This window comes from Streptomyces sp. NPDC098101 (assembly GCF_044760185.1).
In the GTDB taxonomy this organism is placed as follows: Bacteria; Actinomycetota; Actinomycetes; order Streptomycetales; family Streptomycetaceae; genus Streptomyces.
The window spans coordinates 693,751-716,097 of the sequence record NZ_JBIWAS010000003.1 but is presented as its reverse complement, the minus strand read 5'-3'; the positions used below and the strand labels follow the sequence as shown (position 1 = coordinate 716,097).

The following is a 22,347-nucleotide window of genomic DNA, read 5'->3' as shown; positions in this document are numbered from 1 at the left end:
GTTCTACGCTGGAGGGCGCGTTGCCAACGGAGGCGGCGCCGCCGCCCGCCGAGTGAGGAATGACCGCCGTCATGCCAGAGTTTTCGTACTCCGATCTGCTCCCCCTGGGAGAGGACACCACGCCCTACCGCCTGGTGACCGCCGAAGGCGTCTCCACCTTCGAGGCCGACGGGCGTACGTTCCTCAAGGTGGAGCCGGAGGCGCTGCGGCGGCTGGCCGCCGAGGCGATCCACGACATCCAGCACTTCCTGCGCCCGGCGCACCTCGCGCAGCTGCGCCGGATCATCGACGACCCCGAGGCGTCCTCGAACGACAAGTTCGTCGCGCTCGACCTCCTCAAGAACGCGAACATCGCCGCCGCCGGCGTCCTGCCGATGTGCCAGGACACCGGCACCGCGATCGTCATGGGCAAGCGCGGCCAGAACGTGCTGACCTCCGGCCGCGACGAGGAGGCCCTGTCCAAGGGCGTCTACGACGCGTACACCAAGCTGAACCTGCGGTACTCGCAGATGGCCCCGGTGACCATGTGGGAGGAGAAGAACACCGGCTCGAACCTGCCCGCGCAGATCGAGCTGTACGCGACCGACGGCGGCGCGTACAAGTTCCTCTTCATGGCCAAGGGCGGCGGCTCCGCCAACAAGTCCTTCCTCTACCAGGAGACCAAGGCGGTCCTCAACGAGGCCTCCATGATGAAGTTCCTGGAGGAGAAGATCCGCTCGCTCGGCACGGCCGCCTGCCCGCCGTACCACCTGGCGATCGTCGTCGGCGGCACCAGCGCCGAGTTCGCGCTCAAGACCGCGAAGTACGCCTCCGCGCACTACCTGGACGAGCTGCCCACCGAGGGCTCGGCCGAGACCGGCCACGGCTTCCGCGACAAGGAGCTGGAGGAGAAGGTCTTCGAGCTGACGCAGAAGATCGGCATCGGGGCGCAGTTCGGCGGCAAGTACTTCTGCCACGACGTGCGCGTGGTGCGCCTGCCGCGCCACGGCGCCTCGCTGCCCGTCGCCATCGCCGTGTCCTGCTCGGCCGACCGCCAGGCCGTCGCGAAGATCACCGCCGAGGGCGTCTTCCTGGAGCAGCTGGAGACGGACCCGGCGCGGTTCCTGCCGGAGACCACCGACGAGCACCTCGACGAGACGTCCGACGTGGTGCGGATCGACCTCAACCAGCCGATGGACGAGATCCTCGCCGAGCTGACCAAGTACCCGGTCAAGACCCGGCTCTCGCTGACCGGCCCGCTGGTCGTGGCGCGCGACATCGCGCACGCCAAGATCAAGGAGCGCCTGGACGCGGGCGAGGAGATGCCGCAGTACCTGAAGGACCACCCGGTGTACTACGCGGGCCCGGCGAAGACCCCCGAGGGGTACGCCTCCGGCTCCTTCGGCCCGACGACGGCCGGCCGCATGGACTCGTACGTGGAGCAGTTCCAGGCGGCGGGCGGCTCGAAGGTCATGCTGGCCAAGGGCAACCGCTCGAAGCAGGTCACGGACGCGTGCGGCGCGCACGGCGGCTTCTACCTCGGCTCGATCGGCGGCCCGGCCGCGCGCCTGGCGCAGGACTGCATCAAGAAGGTCGAGGTCGTCGAGTACGAGGAGCTCGGCATGGAGGCGGTCTGGAAGATCGAGGTCGAGGACTTCCCGGCGTTCGTCGTCGTGGACGACAAGGGCAACGACTTCTTCCAGAACCCGGCCCCGGAGCCGACGTTCACGCACATCCCGGTGCGCGGTCCCGGGCTCGCCTGAGCCCGCGGCAGCACCCCGGAGAGCCCCCGGCCGTCAGCGGCGCGGGGGCTCTTCCCTTCACGCGCCCCGTTCCGCCAGGGACTTGATGCCCGCGAGGGTGGTCCCCATCCCCGTGCGCAGTTCCTCCAGGCGGGCGGCGACGATCTCCTCCTCGCGGTCCGGCCACCGGTCGAGGGACAGGGAGACGCCGCTGCGGGCCGGGCCGAGGCGGGCCGACTGGCGGAGGCGGGTGCCGCCGTCCTCGGGGGTGAGTTCGTAGCGCCAGGCCGCCATGGGCCGCGCCGGGTCCGGTGCCGGGTCGCCGAAGCGGCCGTCCGCGTCCGTGACGGCCCAGGCGAAGACCCGCCGCCCGCCCGTGCCGTCCAGCTCGGTCACGTGGGAGACGGTCCGCCACTCGCCGAGCAGCCGGTGGTGGTTGCGGCCCTCGAAGCGGGCGCCCACCCGGGGTCCTTCCGCGCCGTCGAGCCAGGCGGCGCGGCGCAGTTCGGGGCTGAAGCGGGCGGGCAGCAGGATGTCGGTCACCAGCTCCCAGACCAGCGGCACGGCCGCCCCGATGTGGATGTCGCAGTGGACGCTGGGCCCCTCGGCGTACCGCATGGCGTTCCCTCCCGTTCGGTCCTCCGATCATCCGGGGCCCCGGACCGCGTCCACAACGGGACGCACGTCACCCCGCCGGAAGCGGTGCCACCTCTTGATGACGGGCGCTCAGAAAGTCGCTACCGACCGGTAGTCCTCCCGTCACCTACCCGTCAGTATGGGCCGTGAGCATGTCAACCACTGAGTCGGTCGACCTCTCGGGAGCCCCCCATGCCCTCCACCCCCCGCCACCGGCGCGCCGCCGCCGGTTCCACCGCCGTCCTCGCCCTCTCCGCCGCCCTCGTCGTCGGGCCCGCGCCCGCCGCGTCCGCCGCCACCGCCTCCGACCCGGACGCCCACCTGGTGTCGACCGCCGCGCTCGCGGGCGTCGACTACGGCACCTGGCGCCGGGACGTGGCGGCCGTCGTCGCCGAGGCCCGTCCGTACGTCGAGGAGCGCGCGAAGGACGCCGGGCGCGAGAAGCAGGCCCTCGTCCTCGACATCGACAACAGCTCCCTGGAGACGGACTTCCACCCGTTCTGGGAGCTGCCCACCCCGGCCATCGCCGAGGTCCGCGCCCTCGTCCGGGACGCCCACGCGCGCGGGGTGGCCGTCTTCTTCGTCACCGCACGGCCCGGGATCATCCACTCGCTCACCGACTGGAACCTGAAGAAGGCCGGCTACCCGGTCGACGGCCTGTACGTGCGCTCGCTGCCCGACCTGTTCGCCGAAGTCAGCGCGTACAAGACGGAGAAGCGCGCGGAGATCGAGGCCAAGGGCTACACGATCATCGCGAACATCGGCAACAACACCACCGACCTCGTCGGCGGTCACGCCGAGCGCACCTTCAAGCTGCCGGACTACGGCGGCAAGCTCTCCTGAGTCGGTCGCGGGGGCCGTACGCGGTTACGCTGACGATCATGCGACGTCCGATACGGCCCCTGGTCCCCGCCCTCCTCGCGGCGGGGACGCTGCTGACCGGCTGCGGCGGCCCCGAGCCGCTCCCGGAGGTCGCCCCGGGGGCCCGGCCGACGGCGGAGGCCTCCGCCGCGAAGCCCGTCGCGGCGGCCTCCCTCGGCGGGCCGGGGACGGCCTGCGCGCTGCCGGTCTCCTTCTCCCTCGCGAAGGCCTGGGAGCCGGAGGCGGTCGAGGAGCCCGAGGACCCGGACTTCGCGGAGCTCACCCGGCGGGGACCGGCCACCGTCCGCTGCGAGGTGGACGCCAAGCCGGCCGGTCACGTCGGCTTCCTGCGGGTGTGGACGGCGGGGAAGGGCCCGGCCCGGGCCGCCCTCGAAGGGTTCGTGAAGGCGGAGAAGGGCGGCTCCGGCGCCTCGTACCGGGAGACGACGGCGGGCGCGCTGCCCGCCGTCGAGGTGACCTACACGGTGCGGAGCGCACTCCTCGACGAGGACAAGGAGGAGCGGGCCTTCGCCGTCGCCGTCCCGGCGGGGACGGTCATCGTCCACCTCGCCGGGATGGACACCGGTGAGCACCGCGCGATGCTCCCCGCGTACGAGCTGGCCCGCACGAGCCTGAAGGCGCTCTGAGCCGTGGCCCCCGTCCCGCACCGGACGGGGGCCGCGGCGTTCCGTACGGGGTACGGGCTACGCGAACTTCTGGTTCGCGGAGCCGTCGCAGGCCCGGAGCCTGATCTGCTCCTTCGCCGCGCCCTGGGTGAGGCACATGCCGGTCGCGGCGGCGGGCCGGAGGGTGGCGCCGTCGCGGACGAACTTCTGGTTCGCACCGCCGTGGCAGTTCCAGAGGATCAGGCCCGTGCCGGCGCGGTACTGGAGGTCGGGCACGTCCAGGCAGCGGTCCTGGGTGAGGCCGGTGTGGACGGTCTTCCGGGCGGAGTCGTACCACCAGGTCTGGTTGCGGCCGTCGTGGCAGTCCCAGCCGAGGACCCGGGTGCCGTTGGCGCTGGTGGCGGCGTCGACGTCCAGGCAGTTGCCGGTCGCCTGGTTCCTCAGCGGCCGGTAGACGTCGTCCCAGGCGAGCGGGAAGAGGGTGGGCTTCCCGGTGGAGTCGACGTCGGCGCAGCTCGCCTCGCGCAGGCCCGAGGCGTAGAGCTGGGTGAGGCAGGACGCGAAGGCGGCGTGCCCGCGCGCGTTGGGGTGGAAGGACTGCCGGACGGAGTTCTCGTCCGGGAGGCCGGGCTTGGAGAGGTCGATGTAGAGGCCCCGGGCCCAGGGGTCCTCCATGCAGACCTCGTGGCCGTGGAAGAGGCGGGAGTTGTCGAGGTAGGTGGCTCCGGTGGACGCGGCGGCCCTCCGCATCCCGCGCTCGAAGGCGGGGACGGCGGTGTTGCGGCCCCAGACGGTGTCGGAGTCGTAGCCCAGGCCGCCGCAGACCAGCTTGCCGGGGAAGTTCGGGTTGTCGCGGAAGTCGGGGCCGATCGGGCTCGGGTAGCCCATGAGGACGAGCTTGTAGTCGCCGTCGGCGTACCCGGCGTCGCGCATGACGGTCCTGAGGTCGCGGACGGTCTGCTCGACCTTGGGGACGAGTCCGTCGACGCGGGCCTGCCAGCCGGGGGCGTACTTGGGCTCGCAGGCGCCCTGGCTCAGCAGGTAGCGGGTGACGCAGTCGGTCATGACCGGGCCGAACTGGAGGTCGTCGTTGGCCCCGGCGACGAGCAGGACCATCTTGATCCGGGTGTTGCGGGCCTTGATCGCGAGGTTGTCGCTCTGGACGAGTTCGTCGGCGTACTGCTTGGATCCGCCGATCTTGATGTTTCCGCTGTACGCGCCGGAACAGGACACGTTGAACGTGAGGTCCGCGGCGATCCCGGTGCGGTGGATGGCGGCGTCGGGCGAGCGGTGGCACCAGTTGGTGGGGCCGTTGGTGGGGGGTTCGTAGGTGCCGACGCCCTCGCCGGAGATCTCGCTGTCGCCGAGCGAGATCAGGCCGCTCTTGCGCTGGTCGAGCGGGCGCTCCTCGGGACTTCCGTAGATCCTGGTGGCCTCGGCCGCCCGGATCGTCTCCAGGGCGGGGGGAAGGGGTACGGAAGCGGTGGCGGCGGTCCTCGTGCCCGCGGTCGTGTCGGCCGCGCCGGCGGGGGCGGCGGCCGCGATCATCGTTCCGAGGACCGCGGCGGCCGTGGCGACGGCGGCGACGGGCCGGCGGAATCTGTACCTGGTGCGCGTCATTGCGCCTCCTGGAAGTGGGGTTACCCACGGTTTTTACTGGCCGGTACGCGCCTTGGGAATACATCGAACAAGACAAGTGCTCAACTTTTGCGGGAGGTTGGAGAAGATGAACGACAGCGAGCGGGCCGGGGACTTCCGGATCGAGCACGACTCCATGGGCGAGGTGCGGGTCCCCGCGCACGCCAAGTGGCGGGCCCAGACCCAGCGGGCGGTGGAGAACTTCCCGATCTCGGGCCAGCGCCTGGAGCGCGCCCACATCGAGGCCCTGGCCCGGATCAAGGCGGCCGCCGCGAAGGTCAACGCCCGGCTCGGGGTGATCGACCAGGACCGCGCGGAGGCGATCGCCTCGGCGGCGGAGGAGGTCGCGGAGGGGCGCTGGGACGAGCACTTCCCCGTGGACGTCTTCCAGACCGGCTCGGGCACCTCGTCCAACATGAACACCAACGAGGTGATCGCCACCCTCGCCACCGAGCGGCTGCCGGAGGGCCGGGAGGTGCACCCCAACGACCACGTGAACGCCTCGCAGTCGTCCAACGACGTCTTCCCGTCCTCCATCCACATCGCGGCGACCGGCGCCGTCGCCCACGACCTGGTCCCCGCGCTGGAGCACCTGGCCGCCTCCCTGGAGCGAAAATCGGCCGAATTCGCGAAGGTCGTGAAGTCCGGCCGCACGCATCTGATGGACGCCACCCCGGTCACCCTCGGCCAGGAGTTCGGCGGCTACTCGGCGCAGGTCAGGTACGGGGTCGAGCGGCTGCGCGGCGCGCTCCTCCGGCTCGCCGAACTCCCCCTCGGCGGGACGGCGGTGGGCACCGGCATCAACACCCCGGCCGGCTTCTCCGCCGCCGTCATCGCGGAGGTCGCCCGGACCACCGGACTGCCGCTGACCGAGGCCCGCGACCACTTCGAGGCGCAGGGCGCCCGCGACGGCCTGGTGGAGACGTCCGGTCAGCTCAGGACCGTCGCCGTCTCGCTCACCAAGATCGCCAACGATCTGCGCTGGATGGCCAGCGGGCCGCGCACGGGCCTCGCCGAGATCAACCTCCCCGACCTCCAGCCCGGCTCCTCGATCATGCCGGGCAAGGTGAACCCGGTGATCCCCGAGGCGGTCCTGATGGTCGCCGCGCAGGTGACCGGAAACGACACCACGGTGGCGGTGGCGGGCGCGGCCGGGAACTTCGAGCTCAACGTGATGCTGCCGGTGATGGCCAAGAACCTGCTGGAATCCGTACGGCTTCTGGCCAACGCCTCCCGGCTGCTCGCGGACCGCACGGTCGACGGGATCACGGCCAACGTCGAGCGCGCCCGCGAGTACGCCGAGTCCTCGCCGTCCGTGGTCACCCCGCTGAACAAGTACATCGGCTACGAGGAGGCCGCGAAGGTCGCCAAGAAGTCCCTCGCGGAGCGCAAGACCATCCGCGAGGTGGTCCTGGAGTCCGGCTACGTCGAGCGGGGCGACCTCACGGTGGAACAGCTGGACGAGGCGCTGGACGTGCTGCGGATGACGCACCCGTAGCAAGGGGCTGCCTGGCTCGTCCGTGACCCGGATCGCAGCGGCGGTGGGAGCGCGCCAGGGGGTGCCTCGCCGGTCGGGCCGGATCAGCGAGCGGTGCCTGGTGCGTGCGATCGCAAGGCGGAGGAGGGAGGCATGGCGGAGCCATGGCGACCGACGACAACGCGGCGAGCGTGCGTGCCAGGCACCGGGAGCCCGGCCCGACCGGCGAGGCACCCCCTAAGATCTGCGCATGACAGGATCGGGCGGCTTCCAGCACTGGGCGCCGGGGGACCACGTCCTCTGGCGCTACCGCGGCAACGGCACCGGAGCGGTGCACATCTGCCGGCCGGTGACGGTCGTCCGGGACACGCCCGAGCTGCTCGCGGTCTGGATGGCGCCCGGCACCGAGTGCGTCCGGCCCGTGCTCGCCGACGGCACCCCCGTCCACGAGGAGCCGCTCGCCACCCGCTACACCGCTCCCCGCACCACCGAGCGGGCCCGCTGGGCCGGCAGCGGGGTGCTGAAGCTGGCGCGGCCCGGCGAGCCGTGGTCGGTGTGGCTGTTCTGGGAGCGCGGCTGGCGCTTCCGCAGCTGGTACGTGAACCTGGAGGAGCCCCGGACCCGCTGGTCCGGCGGCTTCGACTCCGAGGACCACTTCCTCGACATCTCCGTCTACCCCGACCGCAGCTGGCTGTGGCGGGACGAGGACGAGTTCGCGCAGGCCCAGCGGTCCGGTCTGATGGGCCCGGAGCAGGCGGCGGAGGTGCGGGCCGCCGGGCGGCGGGCGGTGGAGCTGATCCGGGCGTGGGGCCCGCCGTTCGCGGACGGCTGGGAGCACTGGCGGCCGGATCCGGCGTGGCGGGTTCCGGAACTGCCGGCGGACTGGGACCGCACCCCGGCCCGGACCGGGCCGTGAGACCCTTGATGCGCCCCCGGGGTTCAAACGTAGGATCGTCCTCCGCACGTCGGAGAGGCACCGCACAGCACGTCAGAGCTACCGAACAGTACGTCAGCGACCGAATAGCACACTGGACCTGACCGCCAGTCACCCACGAGGGGGAGAGCAGTGCCGGACGTCTGCCCGGGTGTTCCGACCCCCGTCGTCGCCGCGACTCGCGGAGCGTCCACATCCGCTGCATACGAGGGGTTTATCCCCGCCGAAGGCGCGGCATCGGCGAGAAGAGCGAGTGCATCGCACCACCGGCCCGGACGGACGGAATCCCACGCGTGACGGAGCATCCCACCTCCCACGAAGGCCGGCAGCCCCTGGCTGCCCGGCCGCAGGAACGTGCGCGACCCCGCCAGGAGGCGGCGGCCGGCCTGCCCGACGTGCCCGCCCAGCCGGGCGGGGCGGCGGCCCCCGGTACGGAGTCCCCGGCGGCGCCCGCCGCGCCCGCGGCGCCCCTCGGGCCCGGCGCCCCGGGCGGCTCCGGCGCCGTGGCCGTCGCCGTCTCCCCGCAGCCGTCCGGCGGTGCCGGGGGCACCTCGGCGCGGCGGGAGGGCGAGCGGCTGCGGTTCGTCGGGGCGGCCACCCGGCGGATCGCCCGCGGCATCGACCTGGACGAGATCGTCCTCGGCCTGTGCCGGGCGACCGTGCCGACCTTCTCCGACGAGATCCTGGTCTACCTGCGCGATCCGCTGCCGGTGGGCGACGAGCGGCCGGTGGCGCCCTTCGTGCTGCGGCTGCGGCGGACGGACCGGCTGCGGTTAACGGACCCGGAGTCCGAGGAGCTCGTCCTCGTGCCCGATCCGGATCCGACCCCCGCGGCCGAACTCTGCGAGGTGCGGTCCGGCGGGGCGCTCGCCGAGGTGCTGCGCGGGGTGCGGCCGGTCTTCGGCGACTCCGCCGCCGCCCGGGAGGCGCTGTCCGAGCTGCTCGGCACCGACCATCCGCTGCCCGGCGGGCTGCGGGCGATACTGGCTCCGCTGCGCGGTCGGCGCCGGGTGATCGGCGCGGCCGTGTTCCTGCGCCGTCCGGAGCGGTCCGGCTTCGAGCCGAACGACCTGCTCGTGGCGGCCCAGCTGGCCACCCACACGGCGCTCGGCATCGACAAGGCGGTCCTGTACGGCCGGGAGGCGTACATCGCGGACGAGCTCCAGCGGACGATGCTGCCGGACTCGCTGCCGCAGCCGACCGGCGTCCGGCTGGCCTCGCGCTACCTCCCGGCGGCCGAGACGGCCCGGGTGGGCGGCGACTGGTACGACGCGATCCCGCTGCCCGGCAGCAGGGTCGCCCTGGTCGTCGGGGACGTCATGGGCCACTCCATGACCTCGGCGGCGATCATGGGCCAGCTGCGCACCACCGCGCAGACCCTGGCCGGGCTCGACCTGCCGCCGCAGGAGGTCCTGCACCACCTGGACGAGCAGGCGCAGCGGCTCGGCGAGAACCGGATGGCGACCTGCATGTACGCGGTGTACGACCCGGTCTCGCACCGGATCACGGTGGCGAACGCCGGCCATCCGCCGCCGATACTGCTCCACCTGGGCGGGCGCGCGGAGGTCCTCCGGGTGCCGCCGGGCGCCCCGATCGGGGTGGGCGGGGTGGACTTCGAGGCGGTCGAGCTGGACGCCCCGGCCGGTGCCACGCTGCTGCTCTACACCGACGGTCTGGTGGAGTCGCGGCTGCGGGACGTGTGGACGGGGATCGAGCAGTTGCGGGAGCGTCTGGCGGCGACCGCGCAGCTGACCGGCCCGGACCACTCGCCGCCCCTGGAGGCGCTCTGCGACGACGTCCTGGACATGCTGGGTCCGGGCGACCGGGACGACGACATCGCGCTGCTGGCGGCCCGCTTCGACGGGATCGCGCCGAGCGACGTGGCGTACTGGTTCCTGGATCCGGAGGACGCGGCCCCGGGCCGGGCCCGGCGGCTCGCCCGGCGGGCGCTGGCCCGCTGGGACCTGGAGGACCTGACGGACTCGGTGGAGCTGCTGATCAGCGAGGTCGTGACGAACGCCGTGCGGTACGCGGAGCGGCCGGTGACCCTGCGGCTGCTCCGTACGGACGTGCTGCGCTGCGAGGTCGGCGACGACTCGCCGCAGCTGCCCCGGCAGCGGCGGGCGCGGGACACGGACGAGGGCGGGCGCGGGCTCTTCCTGGTGAACCGGCTGGCCCGGCGCTGGGGGGCGACCCGGCTCTCGGGCGGCAAGGTGGTCTGGTTCGAGCTGGCGACCCGTACCTGAGCGACGAGCGGGCCGCGCCCGGACGGCCGGAAGGCCGGACCCCCGAGGGGGTCCGGCCTTCCGCGCGTCCGCGTACCGGCGCTACGACGTCACCGGGGTACCGGCAGGCCGTTGCGGGGCTTTCCGGTGGCGCCTTCGCCCTCGCCGGGGTCGGTGCCGCCACCGCCGTCCGGCGGGTCGATCGAGGGCGGCGGGGACGGCTCGTCGGTCGTCGGCTCCTCGGTGGGCTCCGGCGGGGTGGTGACCGGGTCGGTCGTCGGGGCCGGCGGGGTGGTGACGGGGTCGCTCGTGGTCGGGGGCGTGGTGCCGGGCGTGGCCGTGGTCGGCTCGTCCGTCGGCTCCTCGGGGGCCTCGGTGGTGGGGGTGGGGTCCGGGGCGGGCTCGACCGGGTCGGTGCCCTCGGTCTCCAGGTCGAACGTCGCGTCGGAGCCGCCGTTCAGGGCGCGGGTCGTGTAGTCGCCCCAGATCTTCGCGGGCGTCCGGCCGCCGTTGGCGCGGCCCGGGTTGATGGTGTTGGTCAGGGTGACCTGGTTGCCCTTGGCGTCCTCGCCGAAGAGGCCGACGGCGGTGACGAGTTCGGGGGTGTAGCCGACGAACCAGGCGGAACGGTTGTTCTCGGAGGTGCCGGTCTTGCCGGCGGCCGCGTAGTCCCCGGCGGCGCGGGTGCCGGAGCCGCTGCGCACGACGCCGGTCATGGCCTTGGTGGCGGTGTCGGCGGCCTCGCGGGTGATGACCTGGTCGCCGATCGCGTCGGCGCCCCGGACCGTGCGGTCCTTGTGCTGGGCGGACTTCACCAGGGTCGGGGTGACCCGCTTGCCGTGGTTGTCGAGCGTGGCGTAGACGCCGGCCATGTCCAGGGTGGAGGCGTTCATGACGCCGAGGGAGATGGCGGGGGCCTCGGGGAAGTCCTTGCCGTCCTTCATGCCGAGGGCGAGGGCGGTCTTCTTCACCTTGGCGGGGCCGACGTCGACGATCATCTGGGCGTAGACCGAGTTGATCGAGCTGTTGGTGGCCCGCTGGACGGTGACGGGGCCGTAGCTGCGGTCGTCCTCGTTCTCCGGGCTGAAGGGGATGTCGCTGCCCACGACGTCGCGGCCGCTGGTGCCGTCGTAGATCGTGCCGAGGCCGATGTGGCGTCCGTCCTGGGTCTTCGCGTGGTTCTCGACGGCGGAGGCGAGGACGAGCGGCTTGAAGGTGGAGGCGGGCTGGTAGTCGCGGCGGGTCGCGTTGGAGATCCAGTGCTCGGTGGCGCCGATGCCGCCGTACATGGCGACGACCGCGCCGGTCTTCGGGTCGACGGAGGTGGCGCCGGCCTGGACGACGGCGTGCTTCTCGTTGCCCTTGCGGTCGAGCTTGGACTCCAGCTCCTCGTCGACGGCCTTGACGAGGTCCTTCTGCTTCTTCTCGTCGATGTTGAGGGTGATCGTCCAGCCGCCGGCCTTGATGTCCTCCTCGCTGACACCCTGGCGCATCAGCTCCTGGTTGGCTGCCTCGACGATGTAGCCGGTCTGGCCCTCCATGCCGGGGAGGGGCTTGGGCTTCTGCGGCACGGGGAACTTCATGCCGGCGCGCTCGGACGACGGGAGCCAGCCCTCCTCGACCATGTTGTCGAGGACGTAGTTCCAGCGCTCCTCGACGAGCTTGCGGCCGGTGGCGTTCGCGGAGGTCCAGTCGTACTGGTTGGGCGCCTGGAGCAGGGAGGCGAGGTAGGCGCCCTGGGCGGTGGTGAGCCGGGAGGCGTCGACGCCGTAGTACGAGCGGGCGGCGGCCTGGACGCCGTAGGCGCTGCGCCCGTAGTAGCTGGTGTTCATGTACCCGGCGAGGATCTCGTTCTTGCTCATGTTCTGGTCGACCTTGAGGGCGATGACCATTTCCTTGAGCTTGCGGGTCGCCGTCTGGTCCTGGCTCAGGTAGTAGTTCTTGACGTACTGCTGGGTGATGGTCGAGCCACCCTGCTTGCCCTTGCCGGTGACGGTGGACCAGGCGGCGCGGGTGGTGCCCTTGATGTCGACGCCGTTGTCCTTGTAGAAGCTCTTGTTCTCGGCGGCGACGAACGCCTTCTGGACCTGCTCGGGGATCTTGTCGAGGCCGACGATCTCGCGGTTGACCTCGCCGGTGCGGCCGAGGATCTTGCCGTTGGCGTACTTGTAGATGTTGCTCTGCATCGTCGCCTCGGCGTTGGCCGTCGGCACCGGGACCATCAGGTAGACCACGTACAGGGCGCCCATGCCGAGCAGGCAGCACACGATGAAGGTGCCCAGGAGCTTCTTCCAGGAGAAGAGGCGGCGTATGCCGCTCTTCTTCGCCTTGCCCGTGTCAGGTCGGCCCATGTGTCCCGTCGCTCCGCTCGTCGTGTGTCCCGGCACTCCGGCGTGTGCCCGCGCACCGGATCAGCTCAGCAAGCTAACACCGACAGGACGGACAAAGGAGACCGATCACGTCTTTTCATGACGTGAGAATCAGCACCCACGCCCAGAGAAACCGACGCGCAAATCCGTCGAACGGTTGCATGAAGGGACCATTCCGCTTACCTCCCCTCCGCTATACATCGCGCGTATACACACCATGTACAGTGACCGGCATGTCCATCGGTCACACCCTCCTCGGGCTCCTGGAGTCCGGCCCGCGCCACGGCTACGACCTCAAGCGCGCCTTCGACGACAGATTCGGCCACGACCGGCCGCTCCACTACGGGCAGGTCTACTCGACCATGTCCCGGCTCCTGAAGAACGGCCTCGTGGTCGTCGACGGCGTCGAGGCGGGCGGCGGCCCCGAGCGGAAGCGGTACGCCATCACCGAGGCCGGCATCACCGATGTCGCCCAGTGGCTCGCCACCCCCGAGAAGCCGGAGCCGTACCTCCAGTCCACGCTCTACACCAAGGTCGTCCTGGCCCTGCTGACCGGCCGCGGGGCCGACGAGATCCTCGACGCCCAGCGCTCCGAGCACCTGCGCCTGATGCGCGAGCTCACCCGGCGCAAGAAGGGCGGCGACCTGGCCGACCAGCTCATCTGCGACCACGCCCTCTTCCACCTGGAGGCGGACCTGCGCTGGCTGGAACTGACCGCCGCCCGGCTCGACCGGCTCGCCGAGGAGGTCCGTCGATGACCACCCGCCTCCCCGGACACGACGGACGAAGGGCCCGCCGATGACCTCCGCACCGCTCCTCAGGGCGACCGGCCTCGACAAGGCCTACGGGCCGACCCCGGCGCTCGCGGGCGCCGACTTCTCGCTGCGGGCCGGCGAGGTCGTCGCCGTCATGGGCCCCTCCGGCTCCGGCAAGTCCACGCTGCTGCACTGCCTGGCCGGGATCGTCCGCCCCGACGCGGGCACCATCGCCTACGACGGACGGGACCTCACCGCCCTCTCCGACACCGCGCGCAGCTCCCTGCGCCGCACCGACTTCGGCTTCGTCTTCCAGTTCGGCCAGCTCGTCCCCGAGCTGACCTGCGTGGAGAACGTGGCCCTCCCGCTGCGCCTCAACGGCGAGAAGCGCAGGGCCGCCGAGGCCAGGGCCGTCGAGTGGCTCGCCCGCCTGGAGGTCGACGGCGTCGCGACCCAGCGCCCCGGCGAGATCTCCGGCGGCCAGGGCCAGCGCGTCGCCGTCGCCCGCGCGCTCGTCACCGCCCCCCGGGTGATCTTCGCCGACGAGCCGACCGGCGCCCTCGACTCCCTCAACGGCGAGCGGGTCATGGGCCTGCTCACCGAGGCCTCCCGGGACACCGGCGCCGCCGTCGTCCTCGTCACCCACGAGGCCAGGGTCGCCGCCTACTCGGACCGCGAGATCGTCGTGCGCGACGGCCGGGTGCGGGACGCGGAGTGGGCGGCATGAAGCTCCGCACCTGGGCCCGTGACCTGACGCTCGGTGCCCGGTTCGCCGTCACCGGCGGCCGTCCCGGCCTGCTGCGCACCCTGCTGACCGCCACCGGCGTCGGCTTCGGGGTGGCGCTGCTGCTGCTCGCCGCCTCGCTGCCGAACATCCTCTTCCAGCGCGAGGTGCGGGAGGCGGTCCGCGCCGTCGACGGGAGCAGGGAGGTCACCGCCCCCGGGCCCGACACCTTTCTCCACCTCACCCGCGCCACCGTCTACCGGGACGACGTCGTCTCCGGGCTGCTGCTGCGCCCCGAGGGCGACGCGCCCTCGGTCCCCCCGGGCGCGACCGCGTTCCCCCGGGCCGGCGAGATGCTGGTCTCCCCCGCGCTCCGCGACCTGCTCGACTCCCCCGAGGGCGCCCTGCTCAAGGAACGGCTCCCCTACGAGGCGGTCGGGACCCTCGGCAAGGACGGGCTCATCGGCCCGGCCGATCTGCGGTACGTCGCCCACGCCGACTTCCTGGACACCGACAACTTCGACGGGCGCGGCCAGCGCTTCGGCTGGTCGGTGCCCGAAGAGCCGATGAACGCCTTCATGATCCTGCTCGTGGTCGTCGCCTGCGTCGTCCTGCTGCTGCCGGTGCTCGTCTTCGTCGCGACCGCCGTCCGCTTCGGCGGCGAACAGCGCGACCGGCGGCTCGCGGCGCTCCGGCTGGTCGGCGCGGACGTCCCCACGACCCGGCGGATCGCGGCCGGCGAGTCCCTCGCGGGCGCGCTCCTCGGCCTCCTGGCCGGTGCCGGACTCTTCGCGGTGGCACGGCGGTTCGCCGGATCCTTCACCATCTGGGACGCCAACGCCTTCCCCTCCGACGTCGTGCCGATGCCCGCGCTCGCCGCCCTCGCCCTCGTCGTGGTCCCGGTCGCCTCGGTCGTGGTCACCCTCGTCGCGCTGCGCGGGGTGGCGATCGAGCCGCTCGGCGTCGTCCGGGCCTCCGCGCCGCGCCGCCGCCGGCTGTGGTGGCGGCTGCTGCTCCTGGCGGCCGGCGTCGCCCTGCTCGCCCCGCTCATGGGCCGGGTCGAGGTGACCGAGACCAGCATCGACACCGTGCCCGTCGTGACCGGCACCGTCCTCTTCCTCATCGGTCTGACCACGCTGCTCCCGTGGCTGGTCGAGGCCGGGGTGAAGCGGCTGCACGCGGGCCCGGTGGCCTGGCAGCTCGCCGTCCGCAGGCTCCAGTTGAGCAGCGGCACGGCGGCCCGCGCGGTCAGCGGCATCGTCGTCGCGGCCACCGGCGCCATCGCGCTCCAGATGCTCTTCCAGGCGATGGAGCACGACTTCACGGTGCCGACCGGCGAGGACCCGTCCCGCAGCCGGATCGCCGTCGGCTTCCAGGGCAGGACCGCCGCCGAGGCCCGCGACATCACCGCCCGCTTCGCGCGGACCGAGGGCGTCACCGGGGCGCTGTCCGTCCTGGAGTCGAACGCGTGGCGGCCCGGCCCGCCGGACGAGGGCCGGGACTTCGCCCCGTCGGCCTCGGTCAGGGTCGGCGACTGCGCCTCCCTGCGGGAGTTCGCCGCCCTGCCCTCCTGCCGGGACGGCGACGTCTTCGTCGCCCTCGCGCACGGCGCGCAGGGCGCCCCGGACGACGCGCGGATCACCGCGGTCGCGCGGCCGGGCGCCACGGTCGCCCTGCGCGACCCGCACCCGCCCCGGGACGGGTCGGAGCGGCCCGCGAACGGCCCGCTGCCGCGGTGGAAGATCCCCGCGCACGCGAAGGTCGTGGACTCCCGCCCCGACCCGACGGGCATGTACCGGTACGGCGTCCTCGTCACCCCGTCGGCGATCGACTCCGCCCGGCTCGACGCGCCCTACGCGCAGAGCATGATCCGGCTCGACCCGGCCGTGCCCGACGCCGCCGAGCACGTGCGGAACACGGCGGCGGCGATCGACCCGACCGTCTGGGTGAAGGACCTGAAGGACACCGAGCGCGACGCGGCCTTCTCCAGCGTCCGCACCGGCATCCTCGTCGGCTCCACCCTGACGATGCTCCTGGTGGCGGCCTCGCTCCTGGTCACCACCCTGGAGCAGCTCAGGGACCGCAAGCGGCTGCTCTCCTCGCTGGTCGCCTTCGGCACCCGGCGCTCCACCCTGAGCTGGTCGGTGCTGTGGCAGACGGCGGTGCCGATCGCCCTCGGCCTGGCCCTCGCCGTGGCGGGCGGGCTCGCGCTCGGGCTCGTCCTCCTGAGGATGGGCGGGCAACAGGTCCGGGACTGGTGGGTGTTCCTGCCCGTCGTCGGCATCGGCGCCGCCCTGATCGGGCTGGTGACGCTGCTGAGTATGCCGGTCCTGTGGCGGCTGATGCGCGCGGACGGGCTGCGCACGGAGTAACCCGTCGACCGCACGTACGGATACGGGCGGCGGTTCCTGATGCCGGGGGGCTTCGGGAGCCGCCGCGCAGTGCGTTCCAGGAGCCGCCGCGCCCCGGCTTTCAGGACCCGTCGCCCACCACCCGTACCGGAAGGCCCCGCATCGCTCCCCGCAGTGCCTCCGCCAGTTCCTGGAACTCGGCCTGGCGGGCCGCGCCCGTGCGCATCGCGAGGGCGATGCGCCGGGAGGGGGCCGGTTCGGCGAAGAGGCCGGTCCACAGGGCGGTGTTGCGGGCGGTCTCGACGGTGACGGCGGTGCGCGGCAGCAGGGTCACGCCGAGGCCCCCGGCGACGAGCTGGACCAGGGTGGCGAGGCCGGCCGCGGTGGTGGTGACCTCGGCGCCGTCCGAGCGCCCGGCCTCGCGGCAGATGTCGAGGGCCTGGTCGCGCAGGCAGTGCCCCTCGTCCAGGAGCAGCAGCCGCAGCTCCTTCAGGGCCTCGCGCGGGATGTCCTCCCGCCCGGCCAGCGGATGCCCGGCCGGGGTGACCAGGACGAAGTCCTCGTCGAAGAGCGGCAGTTCGGTGACGCCGGGCATCCCGAGCGGGACGGCGAGGAGCAACAGGTCGAGCCGTCCGGCCGCGAGCCCCTCCAGGAGCGAGGAGGTCTGCTCCTCGTGGACCTGGAGGTCGAGCTCCGGGTAGCGCCGGTGAACCAGGCGCAGGACGGTGGGCAGCAGATAGGGCGCGACGGTCGGGATCACCCCGAGCCGCAGCGCCCCGGTGAACGGCGCCCGGGCCGCCTCCGCCTCCTCCATCAGCGCGCCCACCGCGTCGAGGACCGTCCGCGTGCGGACCGCCAGCCGCTCCCCGGCGGGCGAGAGCAGCACCTTCCGCGTCGTACGCTCGAGGAGCTGGACACCGAGTGCCTCTTCGAGTGCCGAAACCGCGCCCGAGAGCGCGGGCTGGCTCATGCCGATGGCGGCCGCCGCGTCGCGGAAGTGCAGATGCTCGGCGACCGCCGCGAACGCTCTGAGCTGGGAGAGGCTCGGCTGCTTGGTGCGGTGCGGGCCGTGCGGGGGGCTGTACGGGGATGCCACTGATAACCACCTTCGATCAACACGACCCACTCTAGCTATTTCACTGATCAATGCACTCCGTGCCATGCTGGTGATCCGTCCAACCCCCAAGGAAGCCCCTCAAAAGGGGCGCTTCCCCGCTGCAAGGAGAGCGCGTGCTCACTGTCGGTGACCAGTTCCCCACCTACGACCTGACCGCCTGCGTGTCGCTGGAGAGCGGCAAGGAGTTCGAGCAGATCGACCACAAGTCCTACGAGGGCAAGTGGCGCGTGGTGTTCTTCTGGCCGAAGGACTTCACCTTCGTCTGCCCGACCGAGATCGCCGCGTTCGGCAAGCTGAACGACGAGTTCGCGGACCGCGACGCCCAGATCCTCGGCGTCTCCGGCGACTCCGAGTTCGTGCACCACGCCTGGCGCAAGGACCACGACGACCTGCGCGACCTGCCCTTCCCGATGCTCGCGGACTCCAAGCACGACCTGATGCGGGACTGCGGCGTCGAGGGCGAGGACGGCTTCGCGCAGCGCGCCGTCTTCATCGTGGACCCGAACAACGAGATCCAGTTCACCATGGTGACCGCCGGCTCCGTCGGCCGTAACCCCAAGGAGGTCCTGCGGGTCCTGGACGCCCTGCAGACCGACGAGCTGTGCCCGTGCAACTGGAGCAAGGGCGAGAACACCCTCGACCCCGTCAAGCTCCTCTCGGGCGAGTGATCCGCCGTGGCTCTCGATGAACTCAAGGCCGCCATACCGGACTTCGCCAAGGACCTGAAGCTCAACCTGGGCTCGGTCATCGGCAACAGCGACCTCCCCCAGCAGCAGCTCTGGGGCACCGTCCTGGCCTGCGCGATCGCCTCGCGCTCGCCGAAGGTGCTCAAGGAGCTGGAGCCGGAGGCCCGGGAGAACCTCAAGCCCGAGGCGTACCAGGCCGCCAAGTCCGCCGCCGCGATCATGGCGATGAACAACGTCTTCTACCGGACCCGGCACCTGCTGTCGGACCCCGAGTACGGGACGCTGCGCGCCGGTCTGCGGATGAACGTCATCGGCAACCCGGGCGTGGAGAAGGTCGACTTCGAGCTGTGGTCGCTGGCCGTCTCCGCGATCAACGGCTGCGGCCAGTGCCTGGACTCGCACGAGCAGGTCCTGCGCCAGGCCGGTCTCGACCGCGCCACCATCCAGGAGGCCGTGAAGATCGCCGCCGTCATCCAGGCGGTCGGCGTCACCCTCGACGCGGAAGCGGTCCTCGCCGAGCAGGCCTGACCGCGCGCCGTACGAGAAGGGCCCCGGAGCCTCCCGCTCCGGGGCCCTTCCGCGCGTCCGTCACTTCTTGAGCGCGGCCATCAGGGCCAGTACGTCCTGGGTCATCGGGACCTCGATGCCGGAGAGGTCGAGCGACGACACGATCTCCTCCCCGTCCATCGTGTAGTCCTGGCTGAAGATGTCGACCTGGAACTCGGCCTGGCCGTCGAGGACCCGGAGCCGGCCCCCCTCCTCCTCCATGTCGTCGAAGAAGGCCGTCTCGCCGATGCCGTCGACCTTCCGCAGGAGGCCGGCCTGCTGCGCGCGCACCTCGAACTCGGGCCCCGGGTCGGTCACCTTGTGCAGGGTGTACGTGATGTCGACGCTCTGTCCGCTCTCCTGCGGGCCGAAGGCGACCGAGCACGACGCCTCGCTGATCGCCGGCTCGTTCACCACGGGGGACGAGCCGCTCTCCCGCCGCTCGCCCAGGACGCCGGCGAGCGCCTCGAAGCCCACCACCTCGCAGAGGTCCTCCACGTGCCGGTACCCCTGGAGGTCCGGCCCCGCCGGCTTCCCCCGCTCGTACGCGTAGAGCCCGCCGCCCCAGACCGCCGAGGCCGTGAGCGCGCCGCCGAGGGCCCACAGCCAGGGGCGGCGGGCCCTCGGCGGCCGGGGCGGTGGCGCCTCGGTGAGCACCTCGGGTCTCTCGAATCCCCCGCCGCCCACCAGCTCCGGTTCCGATATCACATGTCCTCCCCCTTGCCCCGCACCGAGCCGGGGGCCGGCGTCGGGGCCACTTCGTACGCGGTCGCCCCGCGCGGCTCCGGTGTGCTGCGCAGGGCCTGTTCGGTGCTGTACGCGCGCAGGTAGCCGACCGCCGTGTTGGCGACGGCGACCAGCGGGACGGCGACGACGGCGCCGCCGATGCCGGCGGTCAGGCCGCCCGCGGCGACGGCGAGGACGACGGCCAGCGGGTGGACCCGGACCGCGCGGCCGAGGATGAACGGCTGGAGGACGTGGCCCTCGATCTGCTGCACGGCGAGGACGACGACGAGCACCATGAGGGCGGTGAACACCCCGTTGGTGACGAGGGCGACGACGACCGCCAGGGCGCCGGAGAAGACGGCGCCGACCATCGGGATGAAGGCGAAGAGGAAGATGAAGACGGCGAGCGGCACGGCCATCGGCACGTCGAGGAAGTAGAGGCCGATGCCGATGAAGACGGCGTCGATGAGGGCGACGAGGACCGTGCCCCGCACGTAGGCGGTGAGGGTGCGCCAGGCGCGCGGCCCGGCGCCGGCGACGCCCGGGCGGGCCTGGGCGGGGACCAGCTTCAGCGTCCACTCCCAGACCTTCTTCCCGTCGTACAGCAGGAAGAGCGTCGAGAACATGGCGAGGAGGATGCCGGTCATCGTCTCGACGACGACCGTGACGCCCTGGAGGCCGACCTGGGTGATCTGCTCGGCGTTGGTGCCGACGGAGTCGCTGAGGTTCTTGGCGATCCCGTTGATCTGCTGCTCGGTGACGTGGAAGGGGCTGTTGAGGAGCCAGCGCTTGAGCTCCTCGATGCCGTTCTTGACCTGGTCGGACAGGTTGTCGATGTTGTCCATGACCTGCCACACCACGAACCAGCCGACCAGTCCCATCACGACGAAGCCGGAGATCGCGGTGACGGCGGTGGCGAGTCCCCGGGGCAGGCCCCTGCGGCGCAGCATGGCCACGGTGGGCTGGAGCAGGGCGGTGACGAGGAGCGCGGCGACGAAGGCGAGGACGACCAGCTGCACGGAGCTGATCACCTTCATCAGGACCCAGACCGTCCCGGCGAGGACGAGCAGGCGCCAGCCCGCCTCGGCGGCCACCCGCATCCCCCAGGGGATGGCGGCGGCGGGGTCGGGGCGGGCGGCGACGGCGGGGGCGTACGAGGGGGGCGCGGGGACGGAGAGGCCGGACTCCGCGGCCTCGTCGTCGCCGGTGGCGTCCTCCGGGTCCGGCAGGGGCGCGGCGGTGTCCGGGTCGGCCCCGGGCCGGGCGGGGACGGTCGCGGCCGCGCGGGGGCGGTCGGCGGGTCTCCCGTACGGCAGGTCGAGCTCGTCGTCCCGCTCCGCCTCGGCCCTGCGCTCGTCGAGTCGTCGGCCCGCGCGGCTCAGACCCTCGCCCAGCCGGTTCAGCCACCCTGGCACTCTCGACATGTTCTTCCCTCTTTCCCCCACCTGCTCTTGCCGGTGACTCCCCGGGTGCCCCTGGATCCCCGAACCTACACGCCCGTGCCGGGAAGCCCCCCACCGTAGGACGGCGGGGGGCTTCCCGGGGTTGAGACGCCGGTGCCGGACGGCGTGGAGGCGGGGGGCGGGATCATCCGCCGACGGCCGTGCGCCCCTGCCTGCCGAGCTCGTACATCAGCTGTTCGTTGGTCCTGGCCCCGAGGCGGTCGCGCAGGGCGGCCATGTAGGTCGTGTAGGTGCGCGGGCTGATGGCGAGCGTCCGGGTGATGGCCTCGCGGGTGCTCCCCTCGGAGAGCATCCGGAGCATGTCGCGTTCGACGAGCTCGCGGTCGCCGGGGCCGTCGGCCGGGGCCGGGAACCAGGGGTCCGACGCCTCCCAGTGCAGCTCGTACTCCTCCCTCAGCCAGGCGAGCAGCGCCGGGTCCCGGACGACGATGGCGGGCTCGCCGCTCCCCTCGCCGACCCGGCGGTCCGAGATCAGTCCCAGCGTGTCGGTGATGATCATGCGGGGGAACCTGCGCGAGGAGGTCCGGCTCTCGGCGGCCCCGGTCTCGGCGGTCCTCCTGGCGTGGTCGGTCTCGGGGGTCCGGGTCCGGGCGCTCGCCGGGTAGAGGTCCCGGTAGCGGACGCCTCCCCTCCGCAGGAGGGCGACGTCGCGGACGGTCGACGCCGCCATCCGCTCCGGGTGCCTCGGCCGCGTCTGGGACGACCAGACGGCGGTGGAGGTCTCGATCGCGTTGTGGAGGAGGGGGTGGACGGCCTTCGGGGAGGTGACGATCTCGACGGCGTCGCTGTCGGAGCGGCCTTCGGACACGGCCCGGTCCAGGGTGCCCAGGACCGACGGGATGCGCCGGATGCGCCGGAGGCGGCGTTCGACTTCGTCAAGTTCCCTGCGGATCAGCTCCCGCTCGACGTGGGGCAGCGGCCTCGTGCTGGGCCGGTCGGTGAGGGGCTCGGTGAAGACGACCCCGGCGCTCCGGAGGTTCTCGAGGCGCGGATCGTCCGCCTCCAGGTCGTCGTTCCCGCGCCGGACCTGCCAGTAGAGCCGCACGTCGGCCTCGGAAAGACCGAGGTCGCCGGCCTCGGGGACCTCTTCGCCGCGTTCGTCCACAGTCTCTCCCCGCCCATCCGCGCAATGCGCCGATGGGCACCCCTCGATTCCTTGCGAGCGCCGAACCGGTACGGCAGCCTAACTCCCGGCCGGATGACGAGACATGACGAGACATGCGGAACGCCTCCGTGGCGCGGTGCGGCGCGCCGTGCCGTCCACGGGGCGACCGGGACGAAGGAGCCGCTTCATGCGCACCGCGAGCAGGGCCGTCGCCGTACTTGCCGGAACCGCGGCCCTCGCCGCCCTGTCCTTCGGGGTGGTGACGGCCGTGTCCGCCGGAGAGTCCGCGCCCCGGTCCGTGGTCTCGGCCGCGCCGGACCGGGCCGCGCCGCTCCCGCCGTCGGGGCCGGCCTCGCCCCACGAGCCCGACTGGGACTGATCGCCGCC

Annotated in this window: 19 protein-coding genes; 12 read left to right on the top strand and 7 right to left on the bottom strand. The window is 72.5% G+C overall.

Features of this window, described 5'->3' with window-relative positions:
* Positions 1 to 71: 71 nt before the first annotated feature.
* Positions 72 to 1,742: a fumarate hydratase gene (locus tag ACIQVI_RS16310; RefSeq protein WP_351970285.1), complete on the top strand. Its 1,671-nt coding sequence runs from the start codon at positions 72 to 74 to the stop codon at positions 1,740 to 1,742.
* A gap of 57 nt (positions 1,743 to 1,799) precedes the next feature.
* Here ACIQVI_RS16310 and ACIQVI_RS16305 read toward each other — a convergent pair whose 3' ends face one another.
* Positions 1,800 to 2,339 carry an SRPBCC family protein gene (locus tag ACIQVI_RS16305; RefSeq protein ID WP_403595944.1) on the bottom strand — a complete coding sequence of 180 codons (540 nt, stop codon included), beginning with the start codon at positions 2,337 to 2,339 and terminating at the stop codon, positions 1,800 to 1,802.
* A 210-nt stretch (positions 2,340 to 2,549) separates the two neighbouring features.
* Between ACIQVI_RS16305 and ACIQVI_RS16300 the strand changes: the two genes are divergently transcribed.
* Positions 2,550 to 3,200 (top strand): HAD family acid phosphatase, encoded by a 651-nt coding sequence (locus tag ACIQVI_RS16300; RefSeq protein WP_403595941.1) that lies wholly within the window; start codon positions 2,550 to 2,552, stop codon positions 3,198 to 3,200.
* 38 nt (positions 3,201 to 3,238) lie between these two features.
* The gene (locus tag ACIQVI_RS16295) at positions 3,239 to 3,865 is read left to right on the top strand and encodes a lipoprotein (RefSeq protein WP_403595938.1); all 627 of its coding nucleotides are present in this window, start codon (positions 3,239 to 3,241) and stop codon (positions 3,863 to 3,865) included.
* A 57-nt stretch (positions 3,866 to 3,922) separates the two neighbouring features.
* Here the strand turns inward: ACIQVI_RS16295 and ACIQVI_RS16290 are convergent, their stop codons facing one another.
* Positions 3,923 to 5,464, bottom strand: a complete 1,542-nt coding sequence (locus ACIQVI_RS16290; protein WP_403595935.1) for a ricin-type beta-trefoil lectin domain protein — start codon at positions 5,462 to 5,464, stop codon at positions 3,923 to 3,925.
* A 106-nt stretch (positions 5,465 to 5,570) separates the two neighbouring features.
* On the opposite strand from ACIQVI_RS16290, the gene ACIQVI_RS16285 reads away from it, so the two are divergent.
* The 3 genes from ACIQVI_RS16285 to ACIQVI_RS16275 all read left to right on the top strand — a co-directional run bounded on the left by ACIQVI_RS16285 (position 5,571) and on the right by ACIQVI_RS16275 (position 10,139).
* Positions 5,571 to 6,980 (top strand): class II fumarate hydratase, encoded by a 1,410-nt coding sequence (locus ACIQVI_RS16285; RefSeq protein WP_403595932.1) that lies wholly within the window; start codon positions 5,571 to 5,573, stop codon positions 6,978 to 6,980.
* A gap of 229 nt (positions 6,981 to 7,209) precedes the next feature.
* Entirely contained in the window at positions 7,210 to 7,875 is a 666-nt protein-coding gene (locus tag ACIQVI_RS16280) for a DUF402 domain-containing protein (RefSeq protein WP_403595929.1), read from the top strand.
* 311 nt (positions 7,876 to 8,186) lie between these two features.
* The gene (locus ACIQVI_RS16275) at positions 8,187 to 10,139 is read left to right on the top strand and encodes a SpoIIE family protein phosphatase (protein ID WP_403595926.1); all 1,953 of its coding nucleotides are present in this window, start codon (positions 8,187 to 8,189) and stop codon (positions 10,137 to 10,139) included.
* Between the two features lie 89 nt (positions 10,140 to 10,228).
* Here ACIQVI_RS16275 and ACIQVI_RS16270 read toward each other — a convergent pair whose 3' ends face one another.
* The gene (locus ACIQVI_RS16270) at positions 10,229 to 12,469 is read right to left on the bottom strand and encodes a transglycosylase domain-containing protein (RefSeq protein ID WP_403595923.1); all 2,241 of its coding nucleotides are present in this window, start codon (positions 12,467 to 12,469) and stop codon (positions 10,229 to 10,231) included.
* Between the two features lie 251 nt (positions 12,470 to 12,720).
* Between ACIQVI_RS16270 and ACIQVI_RS16265 the strand changes: the two genes are divergently transcribed.
* The 3 genes from ACIQVI_RS16265 to ACIQVI_RS16255 are packed head-to-tail and all read left to right on the top strand — an operon-like array spanning position 12,721 to position 16,338.
* Complete coding sequence (locus tag ACIQVI_RS16265) at positions 12,721 to 13,245, top strand: PadR family transcriptional regulator (RefSeq protein WP_403595920.1); 525 nt, start codon at positions 12,721 to 12,723, stop codon at positions 13,243 to 13,245.
* A 40-nt stretch (positions 13,246 to 13,285) separates the two neighbouring features.
* Complete coding sequence (locus ACIQVI_RS16260; protein WP_403595917.1) at positions 13,286 to 13,969, top strand: ABC transporter ATP-binding protein; 684 nt, start codon at positions 13,286 to 13,288, stop codon at positions 13,967 to 13,969.
* On the top strand, positions 13,966 to 16,338 hold the full coding sequence (locus ACIQVI_RS16255; RefSeq protein WP_403595914.1) for an FtsX-like permease family protein: 2,373 nt from the start codon (positions 13,966 to 13,968) through the stop codon (positions 16,336 to 16,338). Before ACIQVI_RS16260 ends, ACIQVI_RS16255 begins: the two co-directional genes overlap by 4 nt.
* Before the next feature lie 100 nt (positions 16,339 to 16,438).
* Here ACIQVI_RS16255 and ACIQVI_RS16250 read toward each other — a convergent pair whose 3' ends face one another.
* Positions 16,439 to 17,413 (bottom strand): LysR substrate-binding domain-containing protein, encoded by a 975-nt coding sequence (locus tag ACIQVI_RS16250; RefSeq protein WP_351972321.1) that lies wholly within the window; start codon positions 17,411 to 17,413, stop codon positions 16,439 to 16,441.
* A 134-nt stretch (positions 17,414 to 17,547) separates the two neighbouring features.
* Here ACIQVI_RS16250 and ACIQVI_RS16245 point away from each other — a divergent pair, with 134 nt between their 5' ends.
* Together ACIQVI_RS16245 and ACIQVI_RS16240 are read left to right on the top strand one after the other, a co-directional pair.
* On the top strand, positions 17,548 to 18,102 hold the full coding sequence (locus tag ACIQVI_RS16245) for a peroxiredoxin (protein ID WP_121831559.1): 555 nt from the start codon (positions 17,548 to 17,550) through the stop codon (positions 18,100 to 18,102).
* A gap of 6 nt (positions 18,103 to 18,108) precedes the next feature.
* Entirely contained in the window at positions 18,109 to 18,648 is a 540-nt protein-coding gene (locus tag ACIQVI_RS16240) for an alkyl hydroperoxide reductase (protein ID WP_053645869.1), read from the top strand.
* A gap of 60 nt (positions 18,649 to 18,708) precedes the next feature.
* Here the strand turns inward: ACIQVI_RS16240 and ACIQVI_RS16235 are convergent, their stop codons facing one another.
* The 3 genes from ACIQVI_RS16235 to ACIQVI_RS16225 all read right to left on the bottom strand — a co-directional run bounded on the left by ACIQVI_RS16235 (position 18,709) and on the right by ACIQVI_RS16225 (position 21,960).
* Complete coding sequence (locus ACIQVI_RS16235) at positions 18,709 to 19,374, bottom strand: hypothetical protein (protein WP_403595910.1); 666 nt, start codon at positions 19,372 to 19,374, stop codon at positions 18,709 to 18,711.
* Positions 19,371 to 20,816 (bottom strand): AI-2E family transporter, encoded by a 1,446-nt coding sequence (locus tag ACIQVI_RS16230; RefSeq protein WP_403595907.1) that lies wholly within the window; start codon positions 20,814 to 20,816, stop codon positions 19,371 to 19,373. Before ACIQVI_RS16230 ends, ACIQVI_RS16235 begins: the two co-directional genes overlap by 4 nt.
* Positions 20,817 to 20,979: 163 nt before the next feature.
* Positions 20,980 to 21,960: a LuxR C-terminal-related transcriptional regulator gene (locus ACIQVI_RS16225; protein ID WP_403595904.1), complete on the bottom strand. Its 981-nt coding sequence runs from the start codon at positions 21,958 to 21,960 to the stop codon at positions 20,980 to 20,982.
* A 187-nt stretch (positions 21,961 to 22,147) separates the two neighbouring features.
* Between ACIQVI_RS16225 and ACIQVI_RS16220 the strand changes: the two genes are divergently transcribed.
* Positions 22,148 to 22,339, top strand: coding sequence for a hypothetical protein (locus tag ACIQVI_RS16220; RefSeq protein WP_351973269.1), 192 nt, complete (start codon positions 22,148 to 22,150; stop codon positions 22,337 to 22,339).
* The last annotated feature ends 8 nt before the right edge of the window (positions 22,340 to 22,347 follow it).